The 25,654-nt window shown below is 70.9% G+C and carries 23 protein-coding genes and 2 pseudogenes; 22 read left to right on the top strand and 3 right to left on the bottom strand.

Annotated features, from left to right (window positions below; all coding sequences use genetic code 11):
* Positions 1-80: 80 nt before the first annotated feature.
* From ATM97_RS27720 to ATM97_RS27705, 4 genes are all read left to right on the top strand, one after another.
* On the top strand, positions 81-1,559 hold the full coding sequence (locus tag ATM97_RS27720; RefSeq protein ID WP_218721143.1) for a glyceraldehyde-3-phosphate dehydrogenase: 1,479 nt from the start codon (positions 81-83) through the stop codon (positions 1,557-1,559).
* 300 nt (positions 1,560-1,859) lie between these two features.
* Positions 1,860-3,122 (top strand): hypothetical protein, encoded by a 1,263-nt coding sequence (locus ATM97_RS27715; RefSeq protein WP_218721142.1) that lies wholly within the window; start codon positions 1,860-1,862, stop codon positions 3,120-3,122.
* A gap of 39 nt (positions 3,123-3,161) precedes the next feature.
* Positions 3,162-4,406, top strand: coding sequence for a MoxR family ATPase (locus ATM97_RS27710; protein WP_218721141.1), 1,245 nt, complete (start codon positions 3,162-3,164; stop codon positions 4,404-4,406).
* Positions 4,403-5,617: a VWA-like domain-containing protein gene (locus tag ATM97_RS27705; protein WP_218721140.1), complete on the top strand. Its 1,215-nt coding sequence runs from the start codon at positions 4,403-4,405 to the stop codon at positions 5,615-5,617. The genes ATM97_RS27710 and ATM97_RS27705 overlap by 4 nt, the downstream gene beginning before the upstream one ends.
* Positions 5,618-5,620: 3 nt before the next feature.
* On the opposite strand, the gene ATM97_RS27700 is transcribed toward ATM97_RS27705, so the two are convergent.
* Positions 5,621-6,049: a hypothetical protein gene (locus ATM97_RS27700; protein WP_218721139.1), complete on the bottom strand. Its 429-nt coding sequence runs from the start codon at positions 6,047-6,049 to the stop codon at positions 5,621-5,623.
* Positions 6,050-6,395: 346 nt separating this feature from the next.
* Between ATM97_RS27700 and ATM97_RS27695 the strand changes: the two genes are divergently transcribed.
* From ATM97_RS27695 to pdxS, 12 genes are all read left to right on the top strand, one after another.
* Positions 6,396-8,588 (top strand): bifunctional SulP family inorganic anion transporter/carbonic anhydrase, encoded by a 2,193-nt coding sequence (locus ATM97_RS27695; RefSeq protein ID WP_218721138.1) that lies wholly within the window; start codon positions 6,396-6,398, stop codon positions 8,586-8,588.
* A 245-nt stretch (positions 8,589-8,833) separates the two neighbouring features.
* Entirely contained in the window at positions 8,834-11,065 is a 2,232-nt protein-coding gene (locus ATM97_RS27690; protein WP_218721137.1) for a bifunctional SulP family inorganic anion transporter/carbonic anhydrase, read from the top strand.
* A gap of 31 nt (positions 11,066-11,096) precedes the next feature.
* The gene (locus tag ATM97_RS27685; RefSeq protein WP_218721136.1) at positions 11,097-11,588 is read left to right on the top strand and encodes a TIGR02611 family protein; all 492 of its coding nucleotides are present in this window, start codon (positions 11,097-11,099) and stop codon (positions 11,586-11,588) included.
* Positions 11,585-12,220 carry a (2Fe-2S)-binding protein gene (locus tag ATM97_RS27680; protein ID WP_218721135.1) on the top strand — a complete coding sequence of 212 codons (636 nt, stop codon included), beginning with the start codon at positions 11,585-11,587 and terminating at the stop codon, positions 12,218-12,220. The genes ATM97_RS27685 and ATM97_RS27680 overlap by 4 nt, the downstream gene beginning before the upstream one ends.
* 142 nt (positions 12,221-12,362) lie before the next feature.
* Entirely contained in the window at positions 12,363-14,429 is a 2,067-nt protein-coding gene (thrS, locus tag ATM97_RS27675) for a threonine--tRNA ligase (RefSeq protein WP_218721134.1), read from the top strand.
* A complete protein-coding gene (locus ATM97_RS27670; protein WP_218721133.1) occupies positions 14,426-14,980 on the top strand; it encodes an HIT domain-containing protein in 555 nt (184 codons plus the stop codon). The genes thrS and ATM97_RS27670 overlap by 4 nt, the downstream gene beginning before the upstream one ends.
* Before the next feature lie 5 nt (positions 14,981-14,985).
* Positions 14,986-15,663 carry a phosphatidylinositol phosphate synthase gene (gene pgsA, locus ATM97_RS27665; protein ID WP_218721175.1) on the top strand — a complete coding sequence of 226 codons (678 nt, stop codon included), beginning with the start codon at positions 14,986-14,988 and terminating at the stop codon, positions 15,661-15,663.
* Complete coding sequence (locus ATM97_RS27660; RefSeq protein WP_218721132.1) at positions 15,660-16,583, top strand: phosphatidylinositol mannoside acyltransferase; 924 nt, start codon at positions 15,660-15,662, stop codon at positions 16,581-16,583. The genes pgsA and ATM97_RS27660 overlap by 4 nt, the downstream gene beginning before the upstream one ends.
* Complete coding sequence (locus ATM97_RS27655) at positions 16,580-17,704, top strand: glycosyltransferase family 4 protein (RefSeq protein WP_218721131.1); 1,125 nt, start codon at positions 16,580-16,582, stop codon at positions 17,702-17,704. The genes ATM97_RS27660 and ATM97_RS27655 overlap by 4 nt, the downstream gene beginning before the upstream one ends.
* On the top strand, positions 17,704-18,750 hold the full coding sequence (locus ATM97_RS27650; RefSeq protein WP_218721174.1) for an NUDIX domain-containing protein: 1,047 nt from the start codon (positions 17,704-17,706) through the stop codon (positions 18,748-18,750). The genes ATM97_RS27655 and ATM97_RS27650 overlap by 1 nt, the downstream gene beginning before the upstream one ends.
* A 46-nt stretch (positions 18,751-18,796) precedes the next feature.
* Complete coding sequence (locus tag ATM97_RS27645) at positions 18,797-20,002, top strand: winged helix DNA-binding domain-containing protein (protein WP_218721130.1); 1,206 nt, start codon at positions 18,797-18,799, stop codon at positions 20,000-20,002.
* Between the two features lie 227 nt (positions 20,003-20,229).
* Positions 20,230-21,150 (top strand): pyridoxal 5'-phosphate synthase lyase subunit PdxS, encoded by a 921-nt coding sequence (gene pdxS, locus ATM97_RS27640; RefSeq protein WP_218721129.1) that lies wholly within the window; start codon positions 20,230-20,232, stop codon positions 21,148-21,150.
* Positions 21,151-21,220: 70 nt separating this feature from the next.
* Here the strand turns inward: pdxS and ATM97_RS27635 are convergent, their stop codons facing one another.
* Both ATM97_RS27635 and ATM97_RS27630 read right to left on the bottom strand, forming a co-directional pair.
* Positions 21,221-21,451: a hypothetical protein gene (locus ATM97_RS27635; RefSeq protein WP_218721128.1), complete on the bottom strand. Its 231-nt coding sequence runs from the start codon at positions 21,449-21,451 to the stop codon at positions 21,221-21,223.
* Positions 21,415-21,615: a hypothetical protein gene (locus tag ATM97_RS27630; RefSeq protein WP_218721127.1), complete on the bottom strand. Its 201-nt coding sequence runs from the start codon at positions 21,613-21,615 to the stop codon at positions 21,415-21,417. The genes ATM97_RS27635 and ATM97_RS27630 overlap by 37 nt, the downstream gene beginning before the upstream one ends.
* Positions 21,616-21,668: 53 nt before the next feature.
* Here ATM97_RS27630 and ATM97_RS27625 point away from each other — a divergent pair.
* From ATM97_RS27625 to ATM97_RS34620, 6 genes and pseudogenes are all read left to right on the top strand, one after another.
* Positions 21,669-21,896: pseudogene (locus tag ATM97_RS27625) on the top strand (hypothetical protein); the annotation flags it as partial.
* Between the two features lie 42 nt (positions 21,897-21,938).
* Positions 21,939-22,673, top strand: a complete 735-nt coding sequence (locus ATM97_RS27620) for a sulfite exporter TauE/SafE family protein (protein WP_218721125.1) — start codon at positions 21,939-21,941, stop codon at positions 22,671-22,673.
* 19 nt (positions 22,674-22,692) lie between these two features.
* A complete protein-coding gene (locus ATM97_RS27615; protein WP_218721124.1) occupies positions 22,693-23,577 on the top strand; it encodes a LysR family transcriptional regulator in 885 nt (294 codons plus the stop codon).
* A gap of 24 nt (positions 23,578-23,601) precedes the next feature.
* Entirely contained in the window at positions 23,602-24,414 is an 813-nt protein-coding gene (locus ATM97_RS27610) for an inositol monophosphatase family protein (protein WP_308248647.1), read from the top strand.
* Between the two features lie 151 nt (positions 24,415-24,565).
* Positions 24,566-25,285: an SDR family oxidoreductase gene (locus ATM97_RS27605; RefSeq protein ID WP_218721123.1), complete on the top strand. Its 720-nt coding sequence runs from the start codon at positions 24,566-24,568 to the stop codon at positions 25,283-25,285.
* 157 nt (positions 25,286-25,442) lie between these two features.
* Positions 25,443-25,654 (top strand): annotated as a pseudogene (locus tag ATM97_RS34620) (hypothetical protein); the annotation flags it as partial.

Here is a 25,654-nt window from a genome sequence, read left to right as displayed (position 1 = left end):
GGTGGGGAGCCGGTCTCGGTGAAAACTCCGCGCTCCTTAGCATCGGTAGAGACTACTTACCGAGAACCTGAGGACGTGTGGTGACCACCGAACAACTTGACCGCTGGAACGCTCAGGAAGCCGCCGCCGAGGCGATGATCCCGATCATCGGCACGCTGTACCGGGGCAAGGGCGTGACGATCCTGCTGCACAGCCGGTCGCTGGTGAACAAATCGGTGATCAGCATCCTGCGGACGCACCGGTTCGCGCGGCAGATCGCCGGCGAGGAACTGTCCGTCGACGAGACCCTGCCCTTCCTGCAGGTGCTCAGCGAACTGGACCTGGGGCCGTGCAAGATCGACCTCGGACAGCTGGTCATGGCCTATCGCGCCGATGACCGCGGGCTGTCGATCCCGGAGTTCACCGCGGCGGTGCTGACCGAGGTGCTCGACGGCAACAAGGCCGAGCCGCAGGGCCCGCGCGATGTCGTGCTCTACGGCTTCGGCCGGATCGGGCGACTGGTGACCCGGCTGCTCATCGAGAAGGCAGGCTCCGGCAACGGGCTGACCCTGCGCGCCGTCGTGGTCCGCAAGGGTGGTGACGACGATCTGGCCAAGCGCGCGTCGCTGCTGCGCCGCGACTCGGTGCACGGCCACTTCAACGGCACCATCAAGGTCGACGCCGAGAACGACACGATCACCGCCAACGGCAACGTCATCAGGTTCATCTACAGCGATGACCCGACCACGATCGACTACACCGCCTACGGCATCGACAACGCCATCCTGATCGACAACACCGGCCGGTGGCGTGATCGCGACGGTCTGTCCCAGCACCTGCGCCCTGGTATCGCGAAGGTCGTGCTGACCGCGCCGGGCAAGGGCGATGTCCCCAACATCGTGCACGGCGTGAACCACCGCAGCCTGGACCTGTCCCAGCAGATCTTCTCCTGCGCCTCGTGCACGACCAACGCGATCGTGCCGCCGCTCAAGGCCATGGACGACGAGTTCGGCATTCTGCGCGGACACGTCGAGACGGTGCACTCGTTCACCAACGACCAGAACCTGCTCGACAACTACCACAAGGCCGACCGTCGCGGCCGGTCCGCGCCGTTCAACCTGGTGCTCACCGAGACCGGCGCCGCCTCCGCCGTCGCGAAGGCGATGCCGGACTTCAAGGCCAAGATCACCGGCAACTCGATCCGGGTACCCACGCCGGACGTCTCGGTCGCGATCCTGAACCTGCAGCTCGCGCAGGAGACGACCAAGGAGGACGTGCTCGCGTACCTGCGTCAGGTCTCGCTCGCGGGCCCGTTGAGCCGCAACCTCGACTACACCGCCGCCAACGACGTGGTCTCCAGCGACTTCATCGGCTCGCGCGCGGCGTCGATCATCGACGCCAACGCCACGATCGTCGAGGGCGACACCGCGATCCTCTACGTCTGGTACGACAACGAATTCGGCTACTCGTGCCAGGTCGTACGCACCGTGCAGTACATCTCGGGCATCGAATATCCGACCTACCCGCAGCTCGGCGTGCCGTCGGCCGAGCCCGCGCTGGCCGCCGCCGACGCGGGGTAATCGCCTTCCGCGACCTGCGGATCAGGCGGGCGCGCGACCTCGTGTCGGCGTCCGCCTGCCCGGCGTCGGCGTTGTCGGGCCGGGCGGCGTTGTGCATACTGGGCACATGACGACTAGTCGAAAGGGCGTACGGCGCCCGGGCCGTTGAGCCCCCTGCCGGTCATCGCACCGGCTTCCTCCCCGCTCGATCGAGCGGAATTCCCGCAGTATCCGCAGCATCTTCGCGCGGCCGGACCACCCGGCGACGATGCCCGCCTGGCCTTGTGGCGGCGGGTTCGCGCATTCGCGGTGCCACCCGCCATGATCGATCTCGCCACCGCGCGCCGCGGTCTCGGCGACTGGGCCGGGGCCTGCGCCGCGGCGCATGTCGACGTCGATCTCGATCTGCGCGTGCTGGCCCGGACCCACGGCCGGGATCTGGCCGCGCGGGTGCGGGCCGACCTGCGGTATCTGGCCCCGGACCTGCTGCGCTGGCACCTGCCCAGGGTCGCGCCCGACGGACTGCTCCGGCCGGGGCTGACGATCACCTTGGCGCGCTACGCGACCGCCGGAACCCGTGGTGGCGGTGAAGGATTCGTGCACCTGGTGGTGCGGACCGCGCCGGCCTGGGCCGATGCCGGTCAGCGCGTCGCGCTCGGGCTCTGGGAGGGCGCCGCGGCGAGCCCGCACCCCCATGCCCGGCCGAACCGGCGCTTCCGGCTCGATCTGCACCGGCACCTGTGGGACGCGCGCAGGGCCGACGAGCTGCCGCTGCGGTGCGGGGCGCCGCCGGGTGAGAACGCATCCGCACAGCTGCCGCCCGGATGCGCGGTCGATCGCTGGGCCGAGGAGGCCGCGCTCCTGCTGCGGGCCGAGAAGTCCACGGCCGGAATGGTTCTGGTGCGCTGCGGCGCCCGGCGCCGGGTGGTCCTCGAGGTCGGCGCGCAGGTGCGCATCACCGAGGAATATCGGCGCGGCGCGGTGTCCGCCTTGCCGGTGCTGCCCGACGCGGCGACCTGGGCGCTGCCCGATCTGGTCCTGCTGCGGGCCGGCGCGATCTCGGTCGATCAGCTGCATCCGCTGGTCGCCGCGGCACTAGACCCGACCTGGTCACCACGGGCTGCCTCGCGGAAGTCCGGGGGACCGGAGCGGCCTCGGCTCGTGTGGTGCCGGGGGCAGTGGCACCGGATCGGGTTCGTCGACGGGCGCCTGGCCGCGCTCGATCACGACCCGGCCGAGATCCGGCGCGAGGAACTGCTGGTCGCGCTGACCGGCACTGCGCTGCCCTGCCTACAGGTCATCGACCGGGCGCACCGTCGTCCGGAGGCGCTGACGGGCATTCGCGAACGGCTCGACCACGGTGACAGTGCCGGTGCGCTGGCCGAGGTCGAACGGCTGCTCGGTCCCGCGGCGCTGCTGCGCGACGGTCCCCTCCGCGACGAACTCGAGTCCGCCGCGCGACGGCGGATCACCTATGGCCTGTTCCGGGCCGGGCTGTCCGCGCCCGGTCGCGGTGTCCCCGCGCCCGCCGGCCGCCCCCGCCGTGAAGACGGCGTTCGTCCGCGCCACGCGGTCAAGCGCTGATCTTTCCCCACTTCCTCCGCACATCGAGGTGATACACCCATGTCTGTACGCATTCCCGTCGTCCCGCGTCCGGTCCGAACCATCGGCTCCCAACTCGACATCGCGGGCGAACTGCTCGCTCTGCTCGGCGAAACGACCACCGAACCCCGTCCCGACACCCGGCTCGAGGCACTGACGCTGGCGGTCGCCGCCGACCTCCCGGTCCTGCTGTGGGGTGAGCCGGGCATCGGCAAGACCGCCGCGCTGACCCAGCTCGCCGAGTCCCTCGACCTGCCGCTGACCACGGTGATCGCGAGTGTGCACGAACCGTCCGACTTCTCGGGCCTGCCCATCCTCGGTGACGACCCCGCGACCGACGGGGTGCCGATGGCCCCGCCGGACTGGGCCGTGAAGCTGGTCGAGGCCGGACGGGGACTGCTGTTCCTCGACGAACTCTCGACCGCGCCGCCCGCCGTGCAAGCGGCCCTGCTGCGCCTGGTCCTGGAACGGCGGATCGGCACGCTGCGGTTGCCGCCAGGGGTCCGCATCGTCGCCGCGGCCAACCCGCGTTCCTCGGCCGCCGACGGCTGGGAACTGAGCCCGCCGCTGGCGAATCGGTTCGTGCACCTGCAATGGACCCATGACCACGAGGTCGTCGTGCGCGGCCTCGGCGGCACCTGGCCGCGGGCGACGCTGCCCCGCCTCGCGCCCGAAAAGCTCTCGGAGGCGGTGGCGTTCGCCCGGCGCGCGGTGTGCGAGCTGCTCGCGGGCCGCCCGAAGCTGGTGCATCAGCTGCCCACCACCGAAACCCGGCGCGGCGGTGCCTGGCCGTCGCCGCGCAGCTGGGAGATGGTGGTCCGGCTGATCGCGTTCGCCACGGCGGCGGGCGCCGCGCGCGATGTGCTGTCGATGCTGGTGCGCGGGACCGTCGGTGACGGTCCCGGTTTCGAGCTGCTGACCAGCATCGATCGGATGGATCTGCCCGATCCCGAAGTGCTGCTGGCCGATCCGGCGGTCGCCGCGCTGCCCGACCGGGGCGATCTGCGCCAGGCCGTGCTCGACGCGGTGGTGGCGGCGGTGCGCCGACGACCCGAGAAGGCGCGCTGGGACGCGGCGTGGGCCCTGCTGGCCGGGGCCGTGGCGACCGGGGCGCCGGATCTGGTGGTGGTCCCCGCGACCACGCTGGCCACCCTGCGCCGGGACGACTGGGAGATCCCGGCGTCGATCGAACATCTCGCCGCCACGGTCTCGGTGTCCCGGCAGGCCGAGCAGGCCACGGCCCGCGTCGCCGAGGCCCGTCGATGACGGGCCACCTGGATCACGAGAAGCTGTATGCCGCAAGGCTGTCCGCGGTGTCGGCCCGGCCCTATCTCGCCACGGCGCTGTACGCGCTGCACATCGTCGAGTCGCGGCAGGTGCCGACGATGGGGGTGGACAAGCACTGGCGCTGCTACGTCTCACCCGCGTTCGTGGCCTGCACGTCCGTGGAAGAACTCGCCTCGATCCTGGTGCACGAGGTGTCGCACCTGCTGCGCGAGCATCACGCGCGCAGCGATCGATACGCCCGCGCGCACGATCTGACCGGCCCGGCGGAGCGGCTGCGGATGAACATCGCCGCCGACGCCGAGATCAACGACGACGCGTTCGGCGACGGGCTCGTCCAGCCCACGGGGGCGGTCCTGCCCGCCGACCTCGGGCTGTCCCCAGGCGAACTCATGGAGGACTACCTCGGGCAGTTCCGGCTGGGCAGGCTGACCGAGGGCATGGCCTGGCTCGATTGCGGTAGCGGCGCCGACGGACTGGAGCGGGCCTGGGAACTCGGGCCCGACGGCGCGGACGGCCTCAGCGAGCAGGAGCGCGACGCGGTGCGGTTCCGGGTGGCCCAGGGCATCGTCGGCCGACCGGGCGACGCGCCCCAGGGGTGGCGACGATGGGCCGAGGAGGCGCTGCATCCGTCGCAGCCGTGGCGGGATCTGCTGGGCGCCGCCCTGCGCTCGGCGGCCTCGGCCCCCGGGGTCGGCGCCGACTACACCTACGGCAGGCCGGCGCGGCGCTCGGCGGCGCTGCCCGGGGTGGTGCTGCCGAGCCTGCGTCGGATGCCCCCTCGGGTCGCGGTCGTCATCGATACGTCGGGGTCGGTCAGTGACGTCGAATTGGGCAGCGCGCTGCTGGAAGTCGCCGCCATCACCCGCGCGGTCGGCGGTCGTCGGGACCTGGTCACCGTGCTGTCGTGCGACGCCGCGGTCTGGATCGCCGATCCGCTGTGCCGGGCCGAGGGGATGACCTTGATGGGCGGTGGCGGCACCGATCTGCGGACCGGTTTCACCGCGGCCCTGCGCACCCGCCCGGACGTGGTCGTGGCGCTGACCGACGGGCAGACGCCCTGGCCCGACACCCGGCCACCGTGCCGGACGGTGGTCGGGGTGTTCCGCCGGGCGGGGTCGTGGAGCGAGGCCGATCCGGACTACGTGCCGGACCGCCCGCCCGCCTGGGCGCGGGTGGTGGAGATCGGGTGAGGCCTACGCGGTGGCGGCCCGGCGCCGCGCCGAAAGACGCTGCGTCACCAACATGGACAGCCCGGAGAACAGCAGCACGGCGAGGGGGATCAGCGGTAGGTAGGACACCCAGACGATCGGCTCCGGCAGGGACAGGGCGATCACGGTGGCGACGACGGTGACGACGAACACCACCGCGGCCCAGCGGTGTAGCCCGCGGGTTCGCGCGCGCGTGCCGGTCGCCCCGGTCCGGCGAGCCGCGCCCGACCTCCCGGTGTAGTACCGGACGAACAGGACGCTGCCGGAGAGGAAGAGCCCGGCGAGGGGGAACAGCGGGAGATAGGACACCCAGACCGGTCCGCTCAGCGCCAGCGCGATCACCGTGAGGATCACGATCGCGGTGAAGGCCACGGCGAGCCACCGGTGGGATCGGCGCACCCAGGTGCTGGTCATCGGGAACCCTTTCGTTGTGGTGGTCTGCGGAAACGATGTTTCCACCGACCCGGGCGCCGCGCTTCTCGATTCCTGATCGTTGCGGCCGGTCGACGGATCGGCCGCACCCCGCGGGCCCGACGTATTGCGTGTGGTGCACGTCACAGTTGAGTCGCGATTCGTCCCATTCGCCTCGAGGACTTTCCAAACGCTTGGGTAATTCTTTACTATTGGCCCGACCCTGTGTCTCGGGTCGAGAATCTCTTCGAGCAGTGCCGTTCCGCCGCCGTTCGCTCGCAGCTCAGCATCAATTGCCAGTGCATGTTCGACCGATGAACCGGGCGCCGATCCGCCCCGGCGAAGGAGAATGATGACCGACAATGATCCGGGCCATTCGCTGAAATCTGTTCTTCGGCAAGACCTTCCGGCGTCCATCGTGGTGTTCCTCGTCGCCTTGCCGCTGTCGTTGGGTGTGGCGCTCGCCTCCGGCGCGCCCGTCGTCGCCGGACTCATCGCCGCCGCGGTCGGCGGCGTGGTCGCCGGCCTGCTCGGCGGCTCGTCGATCCAGGTGAGCGGGCCGACCGCCAGTCTCGCCGTCGTCGTCGCGGGTGCGGTCCAGCAATTCGGCTGGGCCGCCATGTGTTTCATCACCGTCGGGGCGGGTCTGCTGCAGATCCTGTTCGGGCTCAGCCGCATCGCGCGCGCCGCGCTGGGCATCGCCCCGGTCGTGGTGCACGCCATGCTCGCCGGAATCGGCGTGATCATCGCGCTACAGCAGGTGCACGTGCTGCTCGGCGGCACCACGGTCAGCTCGCCGTGGGCGAGCATCGTCGCGCTGCCGAATCAGGTGATGTCGGTGCACAAGGGCGACCTGTTCGTCGGGCTGCTCGTGATCGCCATCCTGATCGGGTGGCAATACCTGCCGCGCCGCGTCCGGGTGGTGCCCGGCCCGCTGGTCGCGGTGGTGGTGGCGACGGTGATCTCGCTGGTGCTGCCGCTGACGGTGGACCGGGTGCGCCTGGACGGCTCGCTGATCGACGGCATCGGGTTGCCCGCGCTGCCGCACGGTGGCTGGGTGCCGATCGCGCTGACCATGCTCACCGTCGCGCTCATCGCCAGCGTGGAAACGCTGCTCTCGGCGGTCGCCGTCGACAAGATGCGGCCCGGTCAGCGCACCGACTTCGATCGTGAACTCCTGGGGCAGGGCGCCGCCAACATGGCCTCCGGGACGCTGGGCGGCCTGCCGATCGCGGCCGTCATCGTCCGCAGCATCACCAACGCCAACGCCGGAGCCCGCAGCCGGGCCGCCACCGTGCTGCACGGTTGCTGGATACTGGTATTCGCGATCGCGCTGGTCGGATTGGTCCGGCAGATCCCGACCGCCGCGCTGGCCGGACTGCTGGTGCTGATCGGGGTGCAGCTGGTGAAACTGGCGCACATCAAACGCGCCCGCCGCACCGGCGACATCTACGTCTACCTCGTCACCGTCGTGGCGGTCGTCTCGCTGAACCTGTTGCAGGGCATGGTGATCGGCCTGATCGCCTCGTTCGCGCTGCTGCTGTGGCGGGTCGTGAAGTTCACCATCGCCGCGGCGCCGCGCCCCGACGGGACCTGGCTGGTGCGCATCGACGGGCCCTGCACCTTCCTGGCCGTGCCCCGGCTCACCAGCGAACTGGCGAAAGTGCCCGCCGGCGTGGACGTCACGGTGGAGCTCAGTGTCGACTTCCTCGATCATGCCGCGTGCGAACTGCTCTCCGAGTGGGCCGATGCCCGCGAATCGGGCGGTGGCACGGTCGATTTCGTCGAACTCGGCACCGCGCGGATGGCGCGCGCGCACGACGGTCCGCCCGAATACGGCCACGCCCGCAAGGCGGTCGACGAGGCGATCCGGCCGTGGCGCCGCAGCGGCGGTGTCGACCCGATCGCGGCGGGTATCGCGGCCTATCACCGCGGCCACGCGCACCTCATGCGCCCGCACCTGGCCGGCCTGCGGCACCGGCCCGACGCCGACACCTTCTTCCTCACCTGCGCCGATGCCCGCATCGTGCCCAACGTCATCACCAACAGCGGTCCCGGTGACCTGTTCACCGTGCGCAACGTGGGCAATCTCGTGCCGGTCGGCGGCAGCGACGTCTCGGTGGAGGCGGCACTGATCTACGCGCTCGACAAGCTCGACGTGCGCGCGGTCGTGGTGTGCGGGCACAGCGGATGCGGGGCCATGGAGGCGCTGTACGGACAGGTCCAGGCCGGTCCCGGCCTCGACGACTGGCTCGCGCACGCCGCGCCGACTCTGGCGGAATTCCGCGCGGGTCACCCGGTCGCCGAGGCGGCCCGGCGGGCGGGCTTCGGTCCGGTCGATCAGCTCGGGATGGTGAACGTCGCCCGGCAGGTCCAGACGCTGATGGACTACCCGGCGGTGCGCGGCGGGATCGAGGAGCGCGGGGTGGTGGTGTCGGGGCTGTTCTTCGATCTGGCGACCGCGCGGGTCATCGAGGTGACCACCGACGGGATCGCCGAGTTCGACGACAGTCATCGCCGGGTCGCGGCCGAACCGGTATGAGCGCCGGGCCTGGTGTGGGCCACACCACAGCGGTCCTGCGGTTATGGCGACACCCACTCTTCGTGCGGCACACTGGTTTTGCCAAGTCTTTACCAATACGGTGGTTGGCACCCCGCCCCGGTTCGCCGACGCACCGGGGCGTTCGACGCTTCATCGCTGGAAGCTGTCTCGCGGTCACCCGACCGTCCACGACACGTAGATCGTCCATCGACCACGGCCGCGCGCCGCGTCGCCGAAGGAGAACCATGTCTGTCGCGAACGACCTAGCTCCACCCGCCGCACCGGCGTCCTCGCCGAAACCCCCGCCGCCGTCCTGGCGGCAGTCCCTGCTCCGCCACGACCTGTCCGCCTCGATCGTGGTGTTCCTCGTCGCCCTGCCGTTGTCGTTGGGCATCGCCGTCGCCTCCGGCGCCCCGGTCGCCGCCGGTCTGGTCGCCGCGGTGATCGGCGGCATCGTCGTCGGTGCGCTCGGCGGCTCGGTGCTGCAGGTCAGTGGCCCCGCCGCGGGCCTGACCGTCGTCGTCGCCGAATCCATCGCCCAGTTCGGCTGGCGTACCACCTGTTTCATCGTCGTCGCCGCCGGCCTGTTACAGATCCTGTTCGGGCTCAGCCGCATCGCGCGTGCCGCGCTCGCCGTCGCCCCCGTGGTGGTGCACGCGATGCTCGCCGGCATCGGCATCACCATCGCGTTGCAGCAGGTCCACGTGCTGCTCGGGGGGTCATCGCACAGCACCGCCTGGCGCAATCTGATCGAGCTGCCGGGTCAGCTGTTGTCGCTGCACGGCGGTGACGCGTTCGTCGGCGCCGTCGTCATCGTGGTGATGCTGGGCTGGAAGTACGTGCCGTCGAGGCTGCGCCCGGTGCCCGGTCCGCTGGTCGCGGTCGTCGCAGGCACCCTGCTCTCGCTCGTGCTGCCCACCGAGGTGGAACGGATCGTGTTGAGCGGCTCGCTCTTCGACGCGCTGCAACTGCCCGAACTGCCGTCGGGGAACTGGTCGGCGGTCGCCATGATGGTGCTCACCATCGCGCTCATCGCCAGCGTCGAGAGCCTGCTCTCCGCCGTGGCGGTGGACAAGATGCACACCGGTCCGCGTACCGATTTCGATCGTGAGCTGATCGGTCAGGGTTCGGCGAACGTGCTGTCCGGACTGGTCGGCGGCCTGCCGGTGACCGGCGTGATCGTGCGCAGCGCCACCAATGTGCAGGCGGGTGCGCGCAGCCGGGCCTCGGCGATCATGCACGGCTGCTGGATCCTGCTGTTCTCCGTGGCGCTGGTCGGTCTGGTCGAGCAGATCCCGAAGGCCGCGCTGGCGGGGCTGCTGATCGTGATCGGCATCCAGCTGGTGAAGCTGGCCCACATCCGGCTGGCCCGCCGTACCGGCGACCTGCTGGTGTATCTGGTCACCGTGCTCGGCGTGGTGTTCCTGAACCTGCTCGAGGGCGTGATCATCGGTCTCGCACTGGCTTTCGGGCTGCTGCTGTGGCGCGTGGTGCGCGTGCAGGTCGCCGCGATGCCGCTGCCCGGCGGTGAGCGCTGGCTGGTCCGCATCGACGGGTCGTGCACCTTCCTGGCCCTGCCCAAGCTCTCGGCCGAGCTCGCCAAGGTGCCCGCGGGCGCCGAGGTCACGGTGGAGATGACGGTCGACTTCCTCGACCACGCCGCCTTCGAGGCCATCGAGAGCTGGCAGCATCAGCAGGAAAGCGGCGGTGGCCGCGTCGATTTCGTGGAGATCGGCAGCGCCAGGATGGCCGACACGGTGGGCTCCCCGCCCGCCCGTGGCTTCGGCCGCGCGACCTGGGACGAGCTGCTCGGCCCGTGGCGGCACCAGAAGTCCGGCAGCGACGCGCTGACCGCCGGAGTCTCGGCGTTCCATCGCAGCCACGCCCACGTCGTGCGCCCGCACCTGGACGAGCTGCGGGACCGGCAGGACCCCGATTCCTTCTTCCTCACCTGCTCGGACTCGCGGATCGTGCCCAATGTGATCACCTCGAGTGGCCCCGGCGACCTGTTCACCGTCCGCAATGTCGGCAATCTGGTGCCGACCAGCGGCGACGACTCGGTCGAGGCGGCGCTGGTGTTCGCGCTCGAGGAACTCGCGGTGCGCTCGGTCGTGGTCTGCGGGCACTCCGCCTGCGGCGCCATGAAGGCGGTCTACCGGGGCGCCGAGTCCGACGGCGGGCTGAGCTCGTGGCTGCGGCACGCCGAGGCGAGCCTGGACCGGTTTCGGGCCGACCACCCGGTCGCGGTCGCGGCCAGGGCCGCGGGCTTCGACGAGGTCGACCAGCTCGGCATGGTCAACGTCGCCGTGCAGGTCGAGACGCTGCACCGGCATCCGGCGGTGCGCCGGGCGGTCGCCGAGCGCGGGCTGGCGGTGTCGGGACTGTTTTTCGACATCGCGGGCGCGCGGGTGATCGAGGTCACCGCCGAGGGTATGCGCACCATCGACGATCGAGACGGTGCGCCGACTACGGCGTGATCGCGGGCCCGGCGGCTCGTAGGCTGGAACGATGACGAGCAAGCCGACCGCCGACACCACCGACGCCCCGGCGGATTCCGCCGCCGGGGCGTCGGCGGCCGAGCCGGTCCTCGAGCGGCCGGACTTCAAGCAGCGCTGGCGCGCCTTCCGGGCGAGCATCGAGCACCGCCCTACCCTGAATCTCGGCTACCGCATCGCCGTCGGCGTGGTCGGTGGGCTGGTGCTGCTGATCGGGATCGTCACGATCCCGTACCCGGGACCCGGCTGGGCGCTGGTGTTCGCGGGCTTCGGCATCCTGGCCACCGAGTTCGTCTGGGCCCACCACACCCTGACCTGGGTGCGGGGCAAATACCGGATCGTCATGGGTTGGTACACCTCACGCGGGTGGACGATCAGGATCCTCGGCGCGGTGGCCACCTTCGCCCTCGTCGTCGCGACGCTGTGGCTGCTCGGCACATTTTCGATGGTCGCAGGGTGGATCGGAGTCGATTGGCCATGGTTGCGCAGTCCCCTGATGTCGTGAGCACCGTTCCCGGACGCCTGCTCACCGATCCCGCGTGGGTCGCGGCCCGGGTCGGCGAGATGAGCCGCGCCTGGGGCACCGAGACGCCGCGCGTCGGCGGCACGCTGTGGTGGTGCATGGTCGCCTCCGCGCTCGTCGACCAGATCACCGCCGCCTACGCCGCGGGCGTCGCGGCCCCGATCGCGGCGCTCGACGAACTCGACTGCGAGATCCGGCCCGACGGGGGCGTCGAGCACGTGCGCTTCCGTTCGACAGTCGCGCTCGCCTCGGCCGCCGACCGCGCGGCCGCCGCCGAGGCGGTCGGCACCGCCCTGCGCGACACCCTGACCGCGGTCATCGCGCAGGTCGCCGCCGTGTCCGGCGCCGGAGTCCCCGCACTGTGGGCCGTGGTCACCGACGCGATCGGCAACCGCGCGCTGGACGCGGGCGCACCGGCGGCCGCGACCCGGCTGGCCGGCGAGGTGGGCTCGCGCCTGCTCGCCCCTCGTTTCGTCACCGTCGGCGAGCGCACCTTCGTCAAACGCCTGTCCTGCTGTCTCGTCTACGAGGTACCGGGGTGCCAGATGTGCACCAGTTGCCCGAAACGCCCGGCCGCCGAACGCGCGGCCCTGCTGGCCGAGGCCGCGGGGTAGTCGCACGGAGCGAACAACACGCGGTCACAGGTCCATCGACACGCGCTGTCGGCGGCCCCGATAGCATGGTCGCGTTCGCAGGTATTCAGCCTGCGCCGCGCGGGACATCCCCGCCGGACGTGACGTCAAGGAGAGCATCCCCGTGACCACCTCTGCACCGATCAGCCCTGTCGCCCTCGTCCGGGTGCCGGCCGGGACTACCGCGGGCGCGGCGGTGCGTGAGGCGGGCTTGCCCACCAAGGGACCGAACACGATCGTGGTGGTCCGCGACACCGAGGGCGCGCTCAAGGATCTGTCCTGGATCCCGGACGAAGACGTCGAGGTCGAGGCCGTCGCCGCCGACACCGAGGACGGCCGCAGCGTGATCCGGCACTCGGCCGCGCACGTGCTGGCCCAGGCGGTGCAGCAGGAGTTCCCCGACGCCAAGCTGGGCATCGGCCCGCCGATCAAGGACGGCTTCTACTACGACTTCCGGGTCGACCGGCCCTTCACCCCCGAGGATCTGGCCAAGCTGGAATCGCGGATGAAGAAGATCATCAAAGGCGCGCAGCGCTTTTCGCGTCGCGTGGTCGAGATCGACGAGGCGCGGGAAGAACTGGCGAAGGAGCCGTTCAAGCTCGAACTGATCAGCGACAAGTCCGGTATCGATGATCCGGAGATCATGGAGGTCGGCGGCAACGAGCTGACCATCTACGACAACCTGGACCCGCGCACCGGCGAGAAGCTCTGGGGCGACCTGTGCCGCGGCCCGCACATCCCCACCACCAAGTTCATCCCCGCCTTCAAGCTGACCCGCAGCTCGGCCGCCTACTGGCGCGGTGACCAGGACCGCGAGGACCTGCAGCGCATCTACGGCACCGCCTGGGAATCGACCGAGGCGATGGACGAGTACCTGCACCTGCTGGCCGAGGCCGAGCGCCGCGACCACCGCAAGCTGGGCCTCGAGCTGGACCTGTTCAGCTTCCCCGACGAGCTCGGCTCCGGCCTGCCGGTGTTCCACCCCAAGGGCGGCATCATCCGCAAGGAGATGGAGGAGTACTCGCGCCAGCGCCACATCGACGCCGGCTACGAGTTCGTCAACACCCCGCACATCACCAAGGGGCATCTGTTCGAGGTCTCCGGTCACCTCGACTGGTACCGCGACGGCATGTTCCCGGCCATGCACCTCGACGCCGAACTCAACGAGGACGGCACCGTGCGCAAGCCCGGCCAGGACTACTACGTCAAGCCGATGAACTGCCCGATGCACAACCTGATCTTCCGCGCGCGGGGCCGCTCCTACCGTGAACTGCCGCTGCGGCTGTTCGAGTTCGGTTCGGTGTACCGCTACGAGAAGTCCGGTGTGGTCCACGGCCTGACCCGGGTGCGTGGCATGACCCAGGACGACGCGCACATCTACTGCACCAAGGAGCAGATGCACGCGGAGCTGACCACCACGCTGCAGTTCGTGCTCTCGCTGCTGCGCGACTACGGCCTCGACGACTTCTACCTCGAGCTGTCCACCAAGGACCCGAAGAAGTTCGTCGGCTCCGACGAACTGTGGGAGGAAGCCACCGAGACCCTGCGCAAGGTGGCCACCGACTCCGGCCTGGACCTGGTGCCCGACCCGGGCGGCGCCGCGTTCTACGGCCCGAAGATCTCCGTGCAGGCCAAGGACGCGCTGGGCCGCACCTGGCAGATGTCGACCATCCAGCTCGACTTCAACCTGCCCGAGCGGTTCAACCTGGAATACACCTCCTCCGATGGCACCAAGCAGCGTCCGGTGATGATCCACCGCGCCCTGTTCGGCTCGATCGAGCGGTTCTTCGGTGTGCTCACCGAGCACTACGCCGGTGCGTTCCCGGCCTGGCTCGCGCCGGTGCAGGTCGTCGGTATCCCGGTCGCGGAGAACTTCGCCCCGCACCTGGACGCGGTGATCGAGCGGCTGCAGGACGCGGGCGTGCGCGCCCAGGTCGACCGCAGCGACGACCGGATGCAGAAGAAGATCTTCAACCAGACCGCGCAGAAGGTGCCGTTCATGCTGCTGGCCGGCGCGCGCGACGTGGAGGCGGGCGCGGTGAGCTTCCGCTTCCGCGACGGCACCCAGGTCAACGGCGTGCCGGTCGACGACGCGGTGGCCACCATTCTGAGCTGGATCGCCAACCGGGCGAACGTCTCGCCCACCGCGGACGGGTTCGAGGTCGTCGGCGCGGCGAAGGCGTCCTCATGAGTGAGAGCATCGCCTCGGAGGCCGGGTCGATCATCGACGCGGGCGCCGGTCAGCCGGACCGGCTGCAGCGGCTGTGGACGCCGTACCGGATGTCCTACATCACCGGTGAGGTCAAGCCCAAGGACGCCACCGGTCACCCGTTCACCGACATCCCGAAGATGTCCGACGAGGACGGCTTGATCATCGCCCGCGGCGAGCAGGTCTACGCGGTGCTCAACTTGTACCCGTACAACCCAGGGCACATGATGGTGGTGCCGTACCGCCGGGTCGCCGACCTGGAGGATCTGACGCCCGCCGAGAGCGCGGAGCTGATGGCCTTCACGCAGCGGGCCATCCGGGTGATGAAGCGGGTCTCGCGACCCGCCGGATTCAACGTCGGGCTCAACCTCGGCGGTGTGGCCGGTGGTTCGCTGGCCGACCACCTGCACCAGCACATCGTGCCGCGCTGGGGTGGGGATGCGAACTTCATCACCGTGGTCGGTGGGGTGAAGGTGATGCCTCAGCTGTTGCGCGAGACGCGGCAGCTGCTGGCGGAGGCGTGGGAGGAATAACAACCGTGCTCAGCTTCTTCGGCCGCCAGACGTTTGCGAAAGCGACTGCGCCGCTGGGCAAAGCGCTCGTCGGTACCGGGCTCACCCCGGACGCGATGACACTGATCGGTACCACCGCGACGATCGCCGCCGCGGTCACGCTGTTCCCCACCGGGCACCTGTTCTGGGGAACCATGGTCATCTGGCTGTTCGTCATGTTCGACATGCTGGACGGGGCGATGGCGCGGGCCCGCGGGGGCGGCACGAAGTACGGCGCCGTCCTCGACGCCACCTGCGACCGGGTCGCCGACGGCGCGATCTTCGGCGGCCTGGCGTGGTGGGCGGTCTACCACGAGCAGAGCAAGGAGCTGTTCGCGGCGACGCTGGTCGTGCTGGTCACCTCGCAGGTGATCTCGTACGCGAAGGCGCGCGCCGAGGCGAGCGGCCTGTCCGCCGACGGCGGGTTGATCGAGCGGCCCGATCGACTGGTCATCGTGCTGGTCGGCGCCGGGCTCACCGGCATCGGCGGGCACTGGGGCATCGAGTGGCTCACCTGGGCCGTCTACGTCGCCATGTGGATCCTGGTCGTGGCCAGCGTCGTCACCGTCTTCCAGCGGGTGCTCGCGGTGCGCAACTCGCCGGGCGCGCGGACCGTCATCCCGCCGACGCCGCAGCCCGACGCGGCCGGAGGTGCGGCGTCGTGAGCCTCACCGAGCGGATGAGCGATCTGGGTTACGCCGCGGGCTGGCGGTTGGTGCGGTCGGCACCGGAACCGCTGGTGCGCAAGGTGTTCGATCTCGGCGCCGACCGGGCGGTCAAGGGCGGGGGACCGGAGCAGTTGCGCCGCAACCTCGCCCGGGTGCTCGGGGTGGGACCCGAGGCGGTCCCGGCCGAGCTGATGCGCGCGAGTATGCGCTCCTACGCCCGGTACTGGCGCGAGGCGTTCCGCCTGCCCAGCATGGACCACAGCACCATCGACTACTACGTCGACGGCCTGGAACACCTCGACGCGGCCCTGGAACGGGGCCGCGGCGTCATCTTCGTGCTGCCGCACTCGGGCAACTGGGATATGGCCGGGGTGTGGCTGGTGCAGCACTACGACACCTTCACCACGGTGGCCGAACGGCTGAAGCCGGAATCGCTGTTCGAGCGGTTCGTCGCCTACCGGGAGAGCCTGGGCTTCGAGGTGTTCCCGCTGACCGGTGGCGAGCAGCCGCCGTTCGGGCAGCTCGCGCACCGGTTGCGGCAGAACCGGATCGTGTGCCTGATGGGCGAGCGTGACCTGACCGGCAAGGGGGTGCCGGTCGACTTCTTCGGCGAGCGCACCTGGATGCCCGCCGGCGCGGCCAAGCTGGCCATCGAGACCGGCGCCGCGCTGATGCCGGTGCACGGCTGGTTCACCGTCGAAGCCGACGGCACCGAGGGCTGGGGGCTGAAAACCGAAGCGCCGCTGGATGTCTCCGGTGGGGTCGCGGCCGCCACCCAGGCGCTGGCCGACCGGTTCGCCGCCAATATCGCCGAGCATCCGGCCGACTGGCACATGCTGCAACCGCTGTGGGAGGCCGATCTGTCGCCCGAGCGGCGGGCGCGGATCTCCGCCGCGCAGACAGGGGGCCCGCGGTGAAGATCGGCATGGTCTGCCCGTACTCGTTCGACGTTCCCGGCGGTGTGCAGGCCCATGTGGTCGAGCTGGCCCGGGTCTTCCTCGAACGCGGACACAAGGTGAGCGTGCTCGCGCCGGCCTCCGACGACACGCCGCTGCCCGACTTCGTGGTGTCGGCGGGCCGCGCGGTGGCGATTCCGTACAACGGGTCGGTGGCGCGGCTGTCGTTCGGCCCGATGGCCTACACCCGCATCCGGCGCTGGATCGACAGCAACGATTTCGACGTGCTGCACATCCACGAGCCCAACGCCCCGAGCCTGTCGATGCTCGCGCTCAAGATCGCCGAGGGCCCGATCGTCGCGACCTTCCACACCTCGACCACGAAATCGTTGGTGCTGAGCACTTTTCAGGGGGTGCTGCGGCCGTACCACGAGAAGATCAACGGCCGCATCGCCGTCTCGGAGCTGGCCCGTCGCTGGCAGGTGGAAGCACTCGGCTCGGACGCGGTGGAGATCCCCAACGGGGTCGACGTCTCGGCGTTCGCCCGGGGTCCGCTGCTCGACGGCTATCCGCGCGCGGGCAGGACGGTGCTGTTCCTCGGTCGCTTCGACGAGCCGCGCAAGGGCATGGACGTGCTGCTCGGCGCGCTGCCCACCCTCATCGACCGGCACCCCGACGTGCAGATCCTCATCGTCGGGCGCGGTGACGAAGACCGGCTGCGCCGCGAGGCGGGCCCGCATGCGGAGCATCTGCGCTTCCTCGGGCAGGTCTCCGACGCGGAGAAGGCCGCCGCGATGCGCAGTGCCGATGTCTACGTCGCGCCGAATCTGGGCGGCGAGAGTTTCGGCATCATCCTGATCGAGGCGATGGCCGCGGGCACCCCGGTGGTGGCCAGCGAGCTCGACGCGTTCCGCCGGGTGCTGCGCGACGGAACCGCGGGCCTGCTCACCCCCGTCGGCGATTCCGCCGCCCTGGCCACCGCGATCGACACCGTCCTCACCGACGACGAGACCAGGCAGCGGCTGGTGCGCACCGCGACCCAGGTGGTCGCCGCCTACGACTGGCCCGTGGTGGCCGAGCAGATCCTGCGGGTCTACGAGACCGTCACCGTCGGCGATCTCCGGGTGCGGGCCGCCGGATGATCACCTTTTCCGCGACCTCGGTCCTCGTTCTCGGGCTGATCGCCCTGCTCGTCCTCGCGCTCGGTGTCTGGGCGTATTCCACGGCCAACCGGCTCGACCGGCTGCACGTGCGCTCGGATCAATCCTGGCAGGCGCTCGACGCGGCGCTGGCCCGGCGCGCGGTGGTGGCGCGGGCGGTGGCCATGGCCATGGCCGGGCCGGTGAGCACCGACTCGCGCCGCGGCGAACGGGCCGCCCAGCTCGCCGCCCTGGCCGATCGCGCCGAGCGGGCCGATCGCGGTGACCGGGAGACCGTCGAGAACCAGCTCTCCGCCGCGCTGAGCCTGGTCGACATCGACCAGCTGCGTCCCCAGCTGGTCGCCGAACTCGCCGACGCCGAGGCCAGGGTGCTGATCGCGCGACGCTTCCACAACGACGCCGTCCGCGACACCCTCGCGCTGCGCACCCGTCGTCCGGTGCGGGTACTGCATTTGGGCGGTACCGCGCCGCTGCCGCACTACTTCGAGATCACCGAGCGGGCCACGCCCGCCGCGGCGACCGGCCTCGAGGTGAACACCACCCGCACCTCCGCCCGCGTGGTGCTGCTCGACGAGCAGGACCGGGTGCTGTTGCTGCGCGGCCACGATCCGATGCTGCCCGAGGTGGCGTTCTGGTTCACCGTCGGCGGCGGCGTCGAGCCGGGGGAGAGCCTGCGCGATGCCGCGGTGCGTGAGTTGTACGAGGAAACCGGTCAGCGGGTCGATCCGGCGGCGCTGCGTGGCCCGCTGTGGCGCCGAGTGGCGGTGTTCCCGTTCAACGGCGAGCTCATCCGGTCCGAGGAACTGTTCTTCACCCTGCGCGCCCCGAGCTTCGAATGGCGCCCGGCGGCCCTGAACGCGCTCGAGCGCCGCACCATCACCGACCATCGCTGGTGCACCCCGGCCGACATCCGTGCCCTCGACGATCAGGGCGAGGCGGTCTATCCGTATCACCTCGACGAACTGCTGGCCGAGGCCGCCGCGGCTGCCGCGGACGACACCGAGCACGTCGTACGCTCGATCCGCTGACACGATCGGGCGGCCGGTCGTCCTGGAACGCGGCGGGAGGCGATCGGTGGCGACTGGTCGGGGTTCGGTCGGTGTCGCGCTCGGCGATGTGGTCGGTTTCCGGCTCCGCGCCCATCACCTGCTGACCCGGAGCCGGGATCTGCTCGCGGTGGCCGGCGCGTGCGCCGTGCAGAACAGTCCGCCGGGATCGGCGCTGCTCGCCCTGCACGCCCGCGCCGAGGACGTCACCGTCGCACGGTTCGAGCACCTGGTCGGCACGGAGAAGTCGCTGGTGCAGACGTGGTGTATGCGCGGTGCGCCGTATTTCTTCCCGACCGCCGACCTGCCCGTCTTCACCACCGGTGTCCTGCCGACCACGGAGGCGGCGCGACTGCGGCTGATCGGTGGTGTCGAACCGGCCCTGCGCACCCTGGATCTCGGCCTGGACGACATCGTCGAGCGCGTCGCCGACCAACTCGTGCCGGTGCTCGCCCACCGTGCGCTGCCGATCGACGATCTCGGCCGCGACATCGCCGGGCGCCTCGCGCGCACGCTGTCGCCCGCCCGGCGCGCGGATTGGCGGGCGCCGGGCCCGTACGGCGCGAACCAGCCGCTGGGGGAGGCCGTCGTGCACTTCTGCGTCCGGATTCTGACGCTGCGTGGTCTCGTGTGCCTGGCACCGCGTAGCGACAACACCGCGCCGTTCGTCCTGCTCGGCGAATGGCTGGGAGCGTCGCCGCCACGGACCGAACCCGACGCGGCGCGGTCCGCGCTCCTGCGCCGCTACCTGCGGTGTTACGGGCCGTCCACGCGCAAGGACTTCGCCACCTGGCTGGGGATCGACGCCGGTCAGGTGGACCCGTGGTGGGCCGCGGCGCGGGACGAACTCACGCCGGTCGAGGTCGAGGGGCGGCGTGCGTGGATCCACACCGACGACCTGGACGATCTGCGATCCCCGGTCACCGCGCACGGAGTGCGCCTGCTCCCGCCGAGCGACCCCTACCTCCAGCTGCGTGATCGGGCGACCATCGTCGACCCGGCACACCACCGCGCGGTATGGAAGACGGCCGGGGCGCCCGGCGTGGTGCTGGCCGAGGGGGACGTCGCCGGCATCTGGCGGCCCCGCAAGAAGGGGCGCACGCTGACGCTGACCGTCACCGCGTTCCGGTCGATGAGCACCCGGTTGCGCGCGCAGGTGCGCGCGGAAGCGGCCGCCGTGGCGACCTTGCGCGGTGCCTCGGACGTCCACGTCGAGTTCGGCGCCGCACCCTGATCCGACCCACCACGCCGGGCGTCGAGGTCATGACGTTCGTCACCGGCACCGACCGTGGTAGGGACGACGCGTGCTGTCCGGCGGGCCACCGGAGCAGGCCAGCGGCAGGTGGTGGCGGCATCGTCGCTGGTCGTGGCAAGGCCAGTGGACCTCAACTGGCTATGAAGACCGATTTCGGACGGTTCTAGAATCGACGGTGTCCATAACGAGCGACCTGATTGGCGCACATGACACAGGAGACAGCCGTGACTACGCCTGAGACCACCAACACCGTCGGCACCGCCCGCGTGAAGCGCGGCATGGCCGAGATGCTCAAGGGCGGCGTGATCATGGACGTGGTCACCCCGGACCAGGCCAAGATCGCCGAGGACGCCGGCGCGGTGGCCGTCATGGCGCTCGAGCGGGTTCCGGCCGACATCCGCGCCCAGGGCGGCGTCTCCCGGATGAGCGACCCGGACATGATCGACGGCATCATCTCCGCCGTCTCCATCCCGGTGATGGCCAAGGCCCGCATCGGCCACTTCGTGGAGGCGCAGATCCTGCAGAGCCTCGGTGTCGACTACATCGACGAGTCCGAGGTGCTCACCCCCGCCGACTACGCCAACCACATCGACAAGTGGAACTTCACCGTCCCCTTCGTCTGTGGCGCCACCAACCTGGGTGAGGCCCTGCGCCGCATCACCGAGGGCGCGGCCATGATTCGCTCCAAGGGTGAGGCCGGCACCGGTGACGTGTCCAACGCGACCACCCACATGCGCACCATCCGCGCCGAGATCCGCCGCCTGACCTCGCTGTCGGAGGACGAGCTGTTCGTGGCCGCCAAGGAACTGCAGGCCCCGTACGAGCTGGTCCGCGAGGTCGCCCAGACCGGCAAGCTGCCGGTTGTCATGTTCACCGCCGGTGGCATCGCCACCCCCGCCGACGCCGCGATGATGATGCAGCTCGGCGCCGAGGGCGTGTTCGTCGGCTCCGGCATCTTCAAGTCGGGCAACCCCGAGCAGCGCGCCGCCGCCATCGTGAAGGCCACCACCTTCTACGACGACCCGGACGTGCTGGCCAAGGTCTCGCGCGGCCTGGGCGAGGCCATGGTCGGCATCAACGTCGAGGAGATCCCGCAGCCCCACCGTCTCGCCGAGCGCGGCTGGTGAGCTGAGGCCATCAGCGCCACAGGTATTTCGGCGGGCGTCGTGCGTGAGCACGGCGCCCGCCGTCGTCCGCTCAGTCCACGAGCGCCCGGGTGACGGCGTCGAGGCGATCGGCGTTCACCGGGTCGAAGTCCTTGCCTGTCAAGGGGAGCCGGGTCCGCCGCCGGAACGCGCTCACCGGCTCGGCGGGCGGTGCGTCGAGGAAGCGGGCCAGCGGTGGGACCGCGGTGCGCACCGAGTGCCCGAACACGGCAGCAGCGGCGTTGGTCAGCAGCCGCTGCGGGAGTGACAGCGGCCGCGCCATGGCGGTGCGCGCCAACAGCGGTTGTAGAGCGCATAGCGGGTGGGGTCGCGGCGCGGGAACGCCGCGCCGAGCAGATCGTTGCCGCGCGAGGCTTGCATGGCCGCGCGGGTGCCCGAATAGCGCTCGCGCAGGTGCGGGTCGTCCCAGTGGATTCGGCCCGGCATCCCACCGGGACCACAGACGCCGAGGATGACCGAGGCGGGCGCGCTCCACTGGCCACGACACGGTGCGCGATCAGGTGCGCGCCCAGCGCTGCGACGGCTGTCTCCCGGAGTTTGCCGACCGCCTCGACGGCCCCGATCCGGAGTTGCGGGCCGAACTGCTCGGGGCGCTGCTGGTGGGTCTGGGCGTCCTGCGGTCGGCGATCGGCACCCCGGGGCTGGCCGCCGCGCCCGCCGATCGCACCCGAGCGCTAGTGGCCCGGAGGGTGAGCGCGCTGGTCTGAGGCCCGAGTTACTGCCGTGTGGGCGTACCGTACAGTCGGTCCGTGACCGCGCTCGACTTCTTCTTGCTGGTCGTCGCGGGATTCTTCACCGGTCTGGTGGGGTTCGTCACCGGGATGGCCTCGATCGTTTCCTATCCGGCGCTGCTGGCGGCCGGGTTGCCGCCGGTGGCCGCCAATGTCACCAACACGGTCGCGATGGTGGCCGTCGGGGTGGGCGCGACGGCCAATTCGGGGCGCGAACTCGTCGGGCGGGGGCGGACGCTGGTGCGCTGGGCGGTGCTCTCGGCGATCGGCGGGCTACTGGGTGCGCTGGCGTTGCTGGTGGCCCCCGACGGCGCTTTCGAGGTGGTGGTGCCGTTCCTGGTCGCGATCGCCTCGATCGCCCTGCTGGTGCAGCCGTTGGTGCGCCGCCACGTCGGTGAGCTGAGCGCGCCGTGGATCGTGCCGCTGGGGATCCTGCTGATCTCCACCTACGGCGGCTACTTCGGGGCGGGCGCCGGTGTCATCTATCTGTCGATGATGCTGCTGTGTACCTCCGAATCGCTGTGGAGCGCTTCGGTGCTGAAGAGTTTCCTGCTCGGCATCGCCAATCTGGTCGCCGCCGTCGGCTTCGCGGCCTTCGGTCCGGTGCACTGGGGTGCGGCGCTGGCGCTGGCGCTGGGGGCGCTGGCCGGCGGCTGGTGCGGGCCGCCGGTGGTCAAGGTGATCCCGCCGACGCTGCTGCGGGTGACCGTTGGTGTGCTCGGTCTCGGTCTGGCCGTCTACCTGGCCCGCTGATGCCGGTAGGGTCGCACGCGTGGAGCTTCGGCAGTTGCGGTATTTCGTCGTGCTCGCCGAGGAACTGCACTTCCGGCGCGCGGCCGAGCGGCTGTTCATCACGACACCCACGCTGAGCCAGCAGATCCGGGTGCTCGAACGCGAACTCGGCGGTCCACTGCTGACGCGGGAACCGCGGGTGGAGCTCACCGCGGCGGGCCAGACTCTGCTGCGCACCGGCCGCGCCGTCCTGTCCGCCGCGGAGACGGCCGTGCGCGAGACCCGGCGCGCGAGCACCGACGGCGCTCAGGTGGCGCGCTTCGGGCTGCTCAACGGTGCGCCGCCGTGGCTGCCCGCGCGGTTCGACGCGCTCGCCCAGGCGATCGGCGCGCGCCTGGTCCTCACCGGCGGCACCACCGCCGACCAGTTGCGCATGCTCGCCGCCGACGAGGTGGACCTGGCGCTGGTGCGTGGGCCGATCGAGCTCGGCGAGCAGTACCTCGCCCGGCCGGTCGCCCGCGAGGGGCTCGGCATCGTGGTGTCCGCCCGGCATCCGCTCGCCCGGCCCAGCGAGATCACGCCCGAGCTGCTCGCGGATCAGGAGCTGGTGCTCTTCGCCCGCGACGCCGCCCCCGGTCTGCACCGCGCGCTGCTCGCCGAGCTGGCCGCGCGCGGCGCGCGAATCCGGCTCAGCGACCACGCGATGGGGCACGCCCAGCAGCTCGCGGTGCTCCCGCATCGCACCGACCTGATCGGCCTGAGCTCCGAGCGGGTCCGCGACCATCCCGGCCTCGCCTGGCGCCCGCTGCGGGACGGACCGATCACCGTCGACTACGTGGCGGTGTGGCGGGCAACGAGCAGCCATCCGATTCACGCCGCACTGGCCGACACGACCGCGACAGGCCCGTGGCGCGCACCGATGTGACCGCCGGTTCGCGTTCGCCCACAGGTGATCTCGCGGGTGCGTAGCCTGGAGACGGTGCACCACTCGGATGTTGAAATCGCAGTTCACGCAACACAAGTCGCTTCGGGAGTGATCCGGTCCGCGTTCCACGCGCCGCTCACCCGGTACGCCAAGGAGGGTGACGATTTCGCCACCCAGGCAGACCTCGCGGCCGAACAGGCCATTCTCGATGTTCTCGCGACCGCCTGTCCGGGTGATCGCTTTCTCGCCGAGGAATCCGGAGTCACCGGTGCGGCGCGCAGTGACCGCACCTGGCTGGTCGACCCCCTTTGTGGCACCAGGAATTTCGCGGTCGGCACGGAGTTCGTCGCGGTGAATGTCGCGCTGCGCACCGGCGCCGCCATCGGGGTCGCCGCCGTCGCCGATCCGTTCACCGACGAGGTGTTCTGGACGGCGGGACAGGGCGCCTATCTACGCAGCGACGGCGCGGATCAGCCGCTGCTACCCCGGGCCGACAGCCGGCTCGTCGATGTCGATCTGGATCACGAATTCCCCTGGTCGAGCCCCTCGCGCCTGTTCGACGCGCCCGGCTTCGCGGGGGAGTTCCACGCGCGGGTGCTGTCGACCTCGCTGGCGCTGGCCTGGGTGGCGGCGGGCCGCCGGGCCGCCTACGTCACCGGGGGAGACCTGCGCGACAGCGTGCACTTCGCCGCCGCCATCGCCGTGTGCGAGGCCGCGGGCTGCACGGTCACCAACCTGGCGGGCGGGCCGCTGCACACCGGCCCGCACGGGCTGATCGCCGCCGCCGACGCGCGGACAGGGGCCCAGCTCGTCGCCGCGGTCGCCGCACTGCGCTGATCGGTGCGCCCGGACACGAGCGGACCGTGGGGACCTCGGTGCGCTCGCGTCCGGGGCGAATCCTGGTGTGGCCAGGACTGTTAGAGATCGGCGAACACCGGTTAGGCCGTCGGACATGGAGTTTCCCCGGATCCGGTGCTGAGCTGGCCGTATGAGTGAGAACAGCACAGTGATCATCGGCGGCGGCTCGGGGATGGGTCTGGCCCTGGCGGCCCGATTGCTCGCCGACGGCGCCGAGGTGACCATCGCGGGCCGGTCGGCCGATCGACTCGCCGCGGCCGCGAAGGAACTCGGCCCACACCCCGGCACCCTGCGCACCGTCGTCGCCGACATCACCGTCGAAGCCGATCTCGCCCGGCTGTTCGCCGAGACCGGCACCGTCGACCACGTCGTCGTCACCGCCGCCGACATGACCGGCGCCTACCAGCCGATCACCGCCTTCGACACCGCGGTCGCGGCGAAGGTGGTGGCGGCCAAGATGATCGGACCCGCGCTCGTTGCCAAGCACGCCAGGGTCGCCGACCACGGCTCGATCACGGTGACCTCCGGCATCGCCGCCTATCGCCCCGCACCGGGCGGATCGCTGGTCGCCATGGTCAACGCCGCGCTGGCAGGCCTGGTCGCCGCGCTCGCCCTGGAACTCGCCCCGCTGCGTGTCAACGCGGTCTCGCCCGGCTGGGTGGACACCCCGATCTGGGATGCCTTCGCCCCCAGCGACAAAGGCGAGCGCCACCGCGCGATGGCGGCCCGGCTCCCCGCGGGCCGGTTGGGCACCCCCGACGACATCGCCGAAGCCTTCCTCGCGGTCCAGCGCAACCCCTTCATCACCGGCACCGTTCTACATATCGACGGCGGCCATCGCCTGGTGTGAGGACGCCTCTCACAGACCACCGTTGCCGGGTTCTCAGAGTTTCCTCACCATCGCTGGGTAGCGTCCCCGCCGTGGCATCGAGGCCTGCGTCGTGTGGCGCGGGTTCGTGCCGTCGCCCGCAGGGCGAAGATTCCTGACCCGACGTAAGGACGAGTGGATGAAGTTTGGCAAGACCGGACGTGTCGCTATCGCGGGCCTGGCCGTGGTCGCGGCCCTTGGCCTGAGCGCGTGCAGCGACGACAAGGGTGACAAGCCCGCCGCGAAGACCACCACCAGCGCCAAGGCCGCGGCCACGAACACCGCGAGCCTGCCGCCGGTGCCGTCTGTCGAGCAGCTCAACGAGCAGCTGACCACGGCGTTGGATCCGTC

Source organism: Nocardia sp. MH4, assembly GCF_019266065.1.
In the GTDB taxonomy this organism is placed as follows: Bacteria; Actinomycetota; Actinomycetes; order Mycobacteriales; family Mycobacteriaceae; genus Nocardia; species Nocardia canadensis.
The sequence above is the reverse complement of the archived record's forward strand: the minus strand, read 5'-3'. Positions and strand labels throughout refer to the sequence as shown.

Coding starts and splice junctions, on each gene's coding strand:
- ATM97_RS27690 (WP_218721137.1), top strand. CDS start 8,834: ATGTCTGTCGCGAACGACCTAGCTCCACCCGCCGCACCGGCGTCCTCG.
- ATM97_RS27700 (WP_218721139.1), bottom strand. CDS start 6,049: ATGACCAGCACCTGGGTGCGCCGATCCCACCGGTGGCTCGCCGTGGCC.
- ATM97_RS27695 (WP_218721138.1), top strand. CDS start 6,396: ATGATGACCGACAATGATCCGGGCCATTCGCTGAAATCTGTTCTTCGG.
- ATM97_RS27715 (WP_218721142.1), top strand. CDS start 1,860: ATGATCGATCTCGCCACCGCGCGCCGCGGTCTCGGCGACTGGGCCGGG.
- ATM97_RS27710 (WP_218721141.1), top strand. CDS start 3,162: ATGTCTGTACGCATTCCCGTCGTCCCGCGTCCGGTCCGAACCATCGGC.
- ATM97_RS27605 (WP_218721123.1), top strand. CDS start 24,566: ATGAGTGAGAACAGCACAGTGATCATCGGCGGCGGCTCGGGGATGGGT.
- ATM97_RS27685 (WP_218721136.1), top strand. CDS start 11,097: ATGACGAGCAAGCCGACCGCCGACACCACCGACGCCCCGGCGGATTCC.
- ATM97_RS27630 (WP_218721127.1), bottom strand. CDS start 21,615: ATGCCGGGCCGAATCCACTGGGACGACCCGCACCTGCGCGAGCGCTAT.
- ATM97_RS27670 (WP_218721133.1), top strand. CDS start 14,426: ATGAGTGAGAGCATCGCCTCGGAGGCCGGGTCGATCATCGACGCGGGC.
- ATM97_RS27705 (WP_218721140.1), top strand. CDS start 4,403: ATGACGGGCCACCTGGATCACGAGAAGCTGTATGCCGCAAGGCTGTCC.
- pdxS (WP_218721129.1), top strand. CDS start 20,230: ATGACACAGGAGACAGCCGTGACTACGCCTGAGACCACCAACACCGTC.
- ATM97_RS27635 (WP_218721128.1), bottom strand. CDS start 21,451: ATGGCGCGGCCGCTGTCACTCCCGCAGCGGCTGCTGACCAACGCCGCT.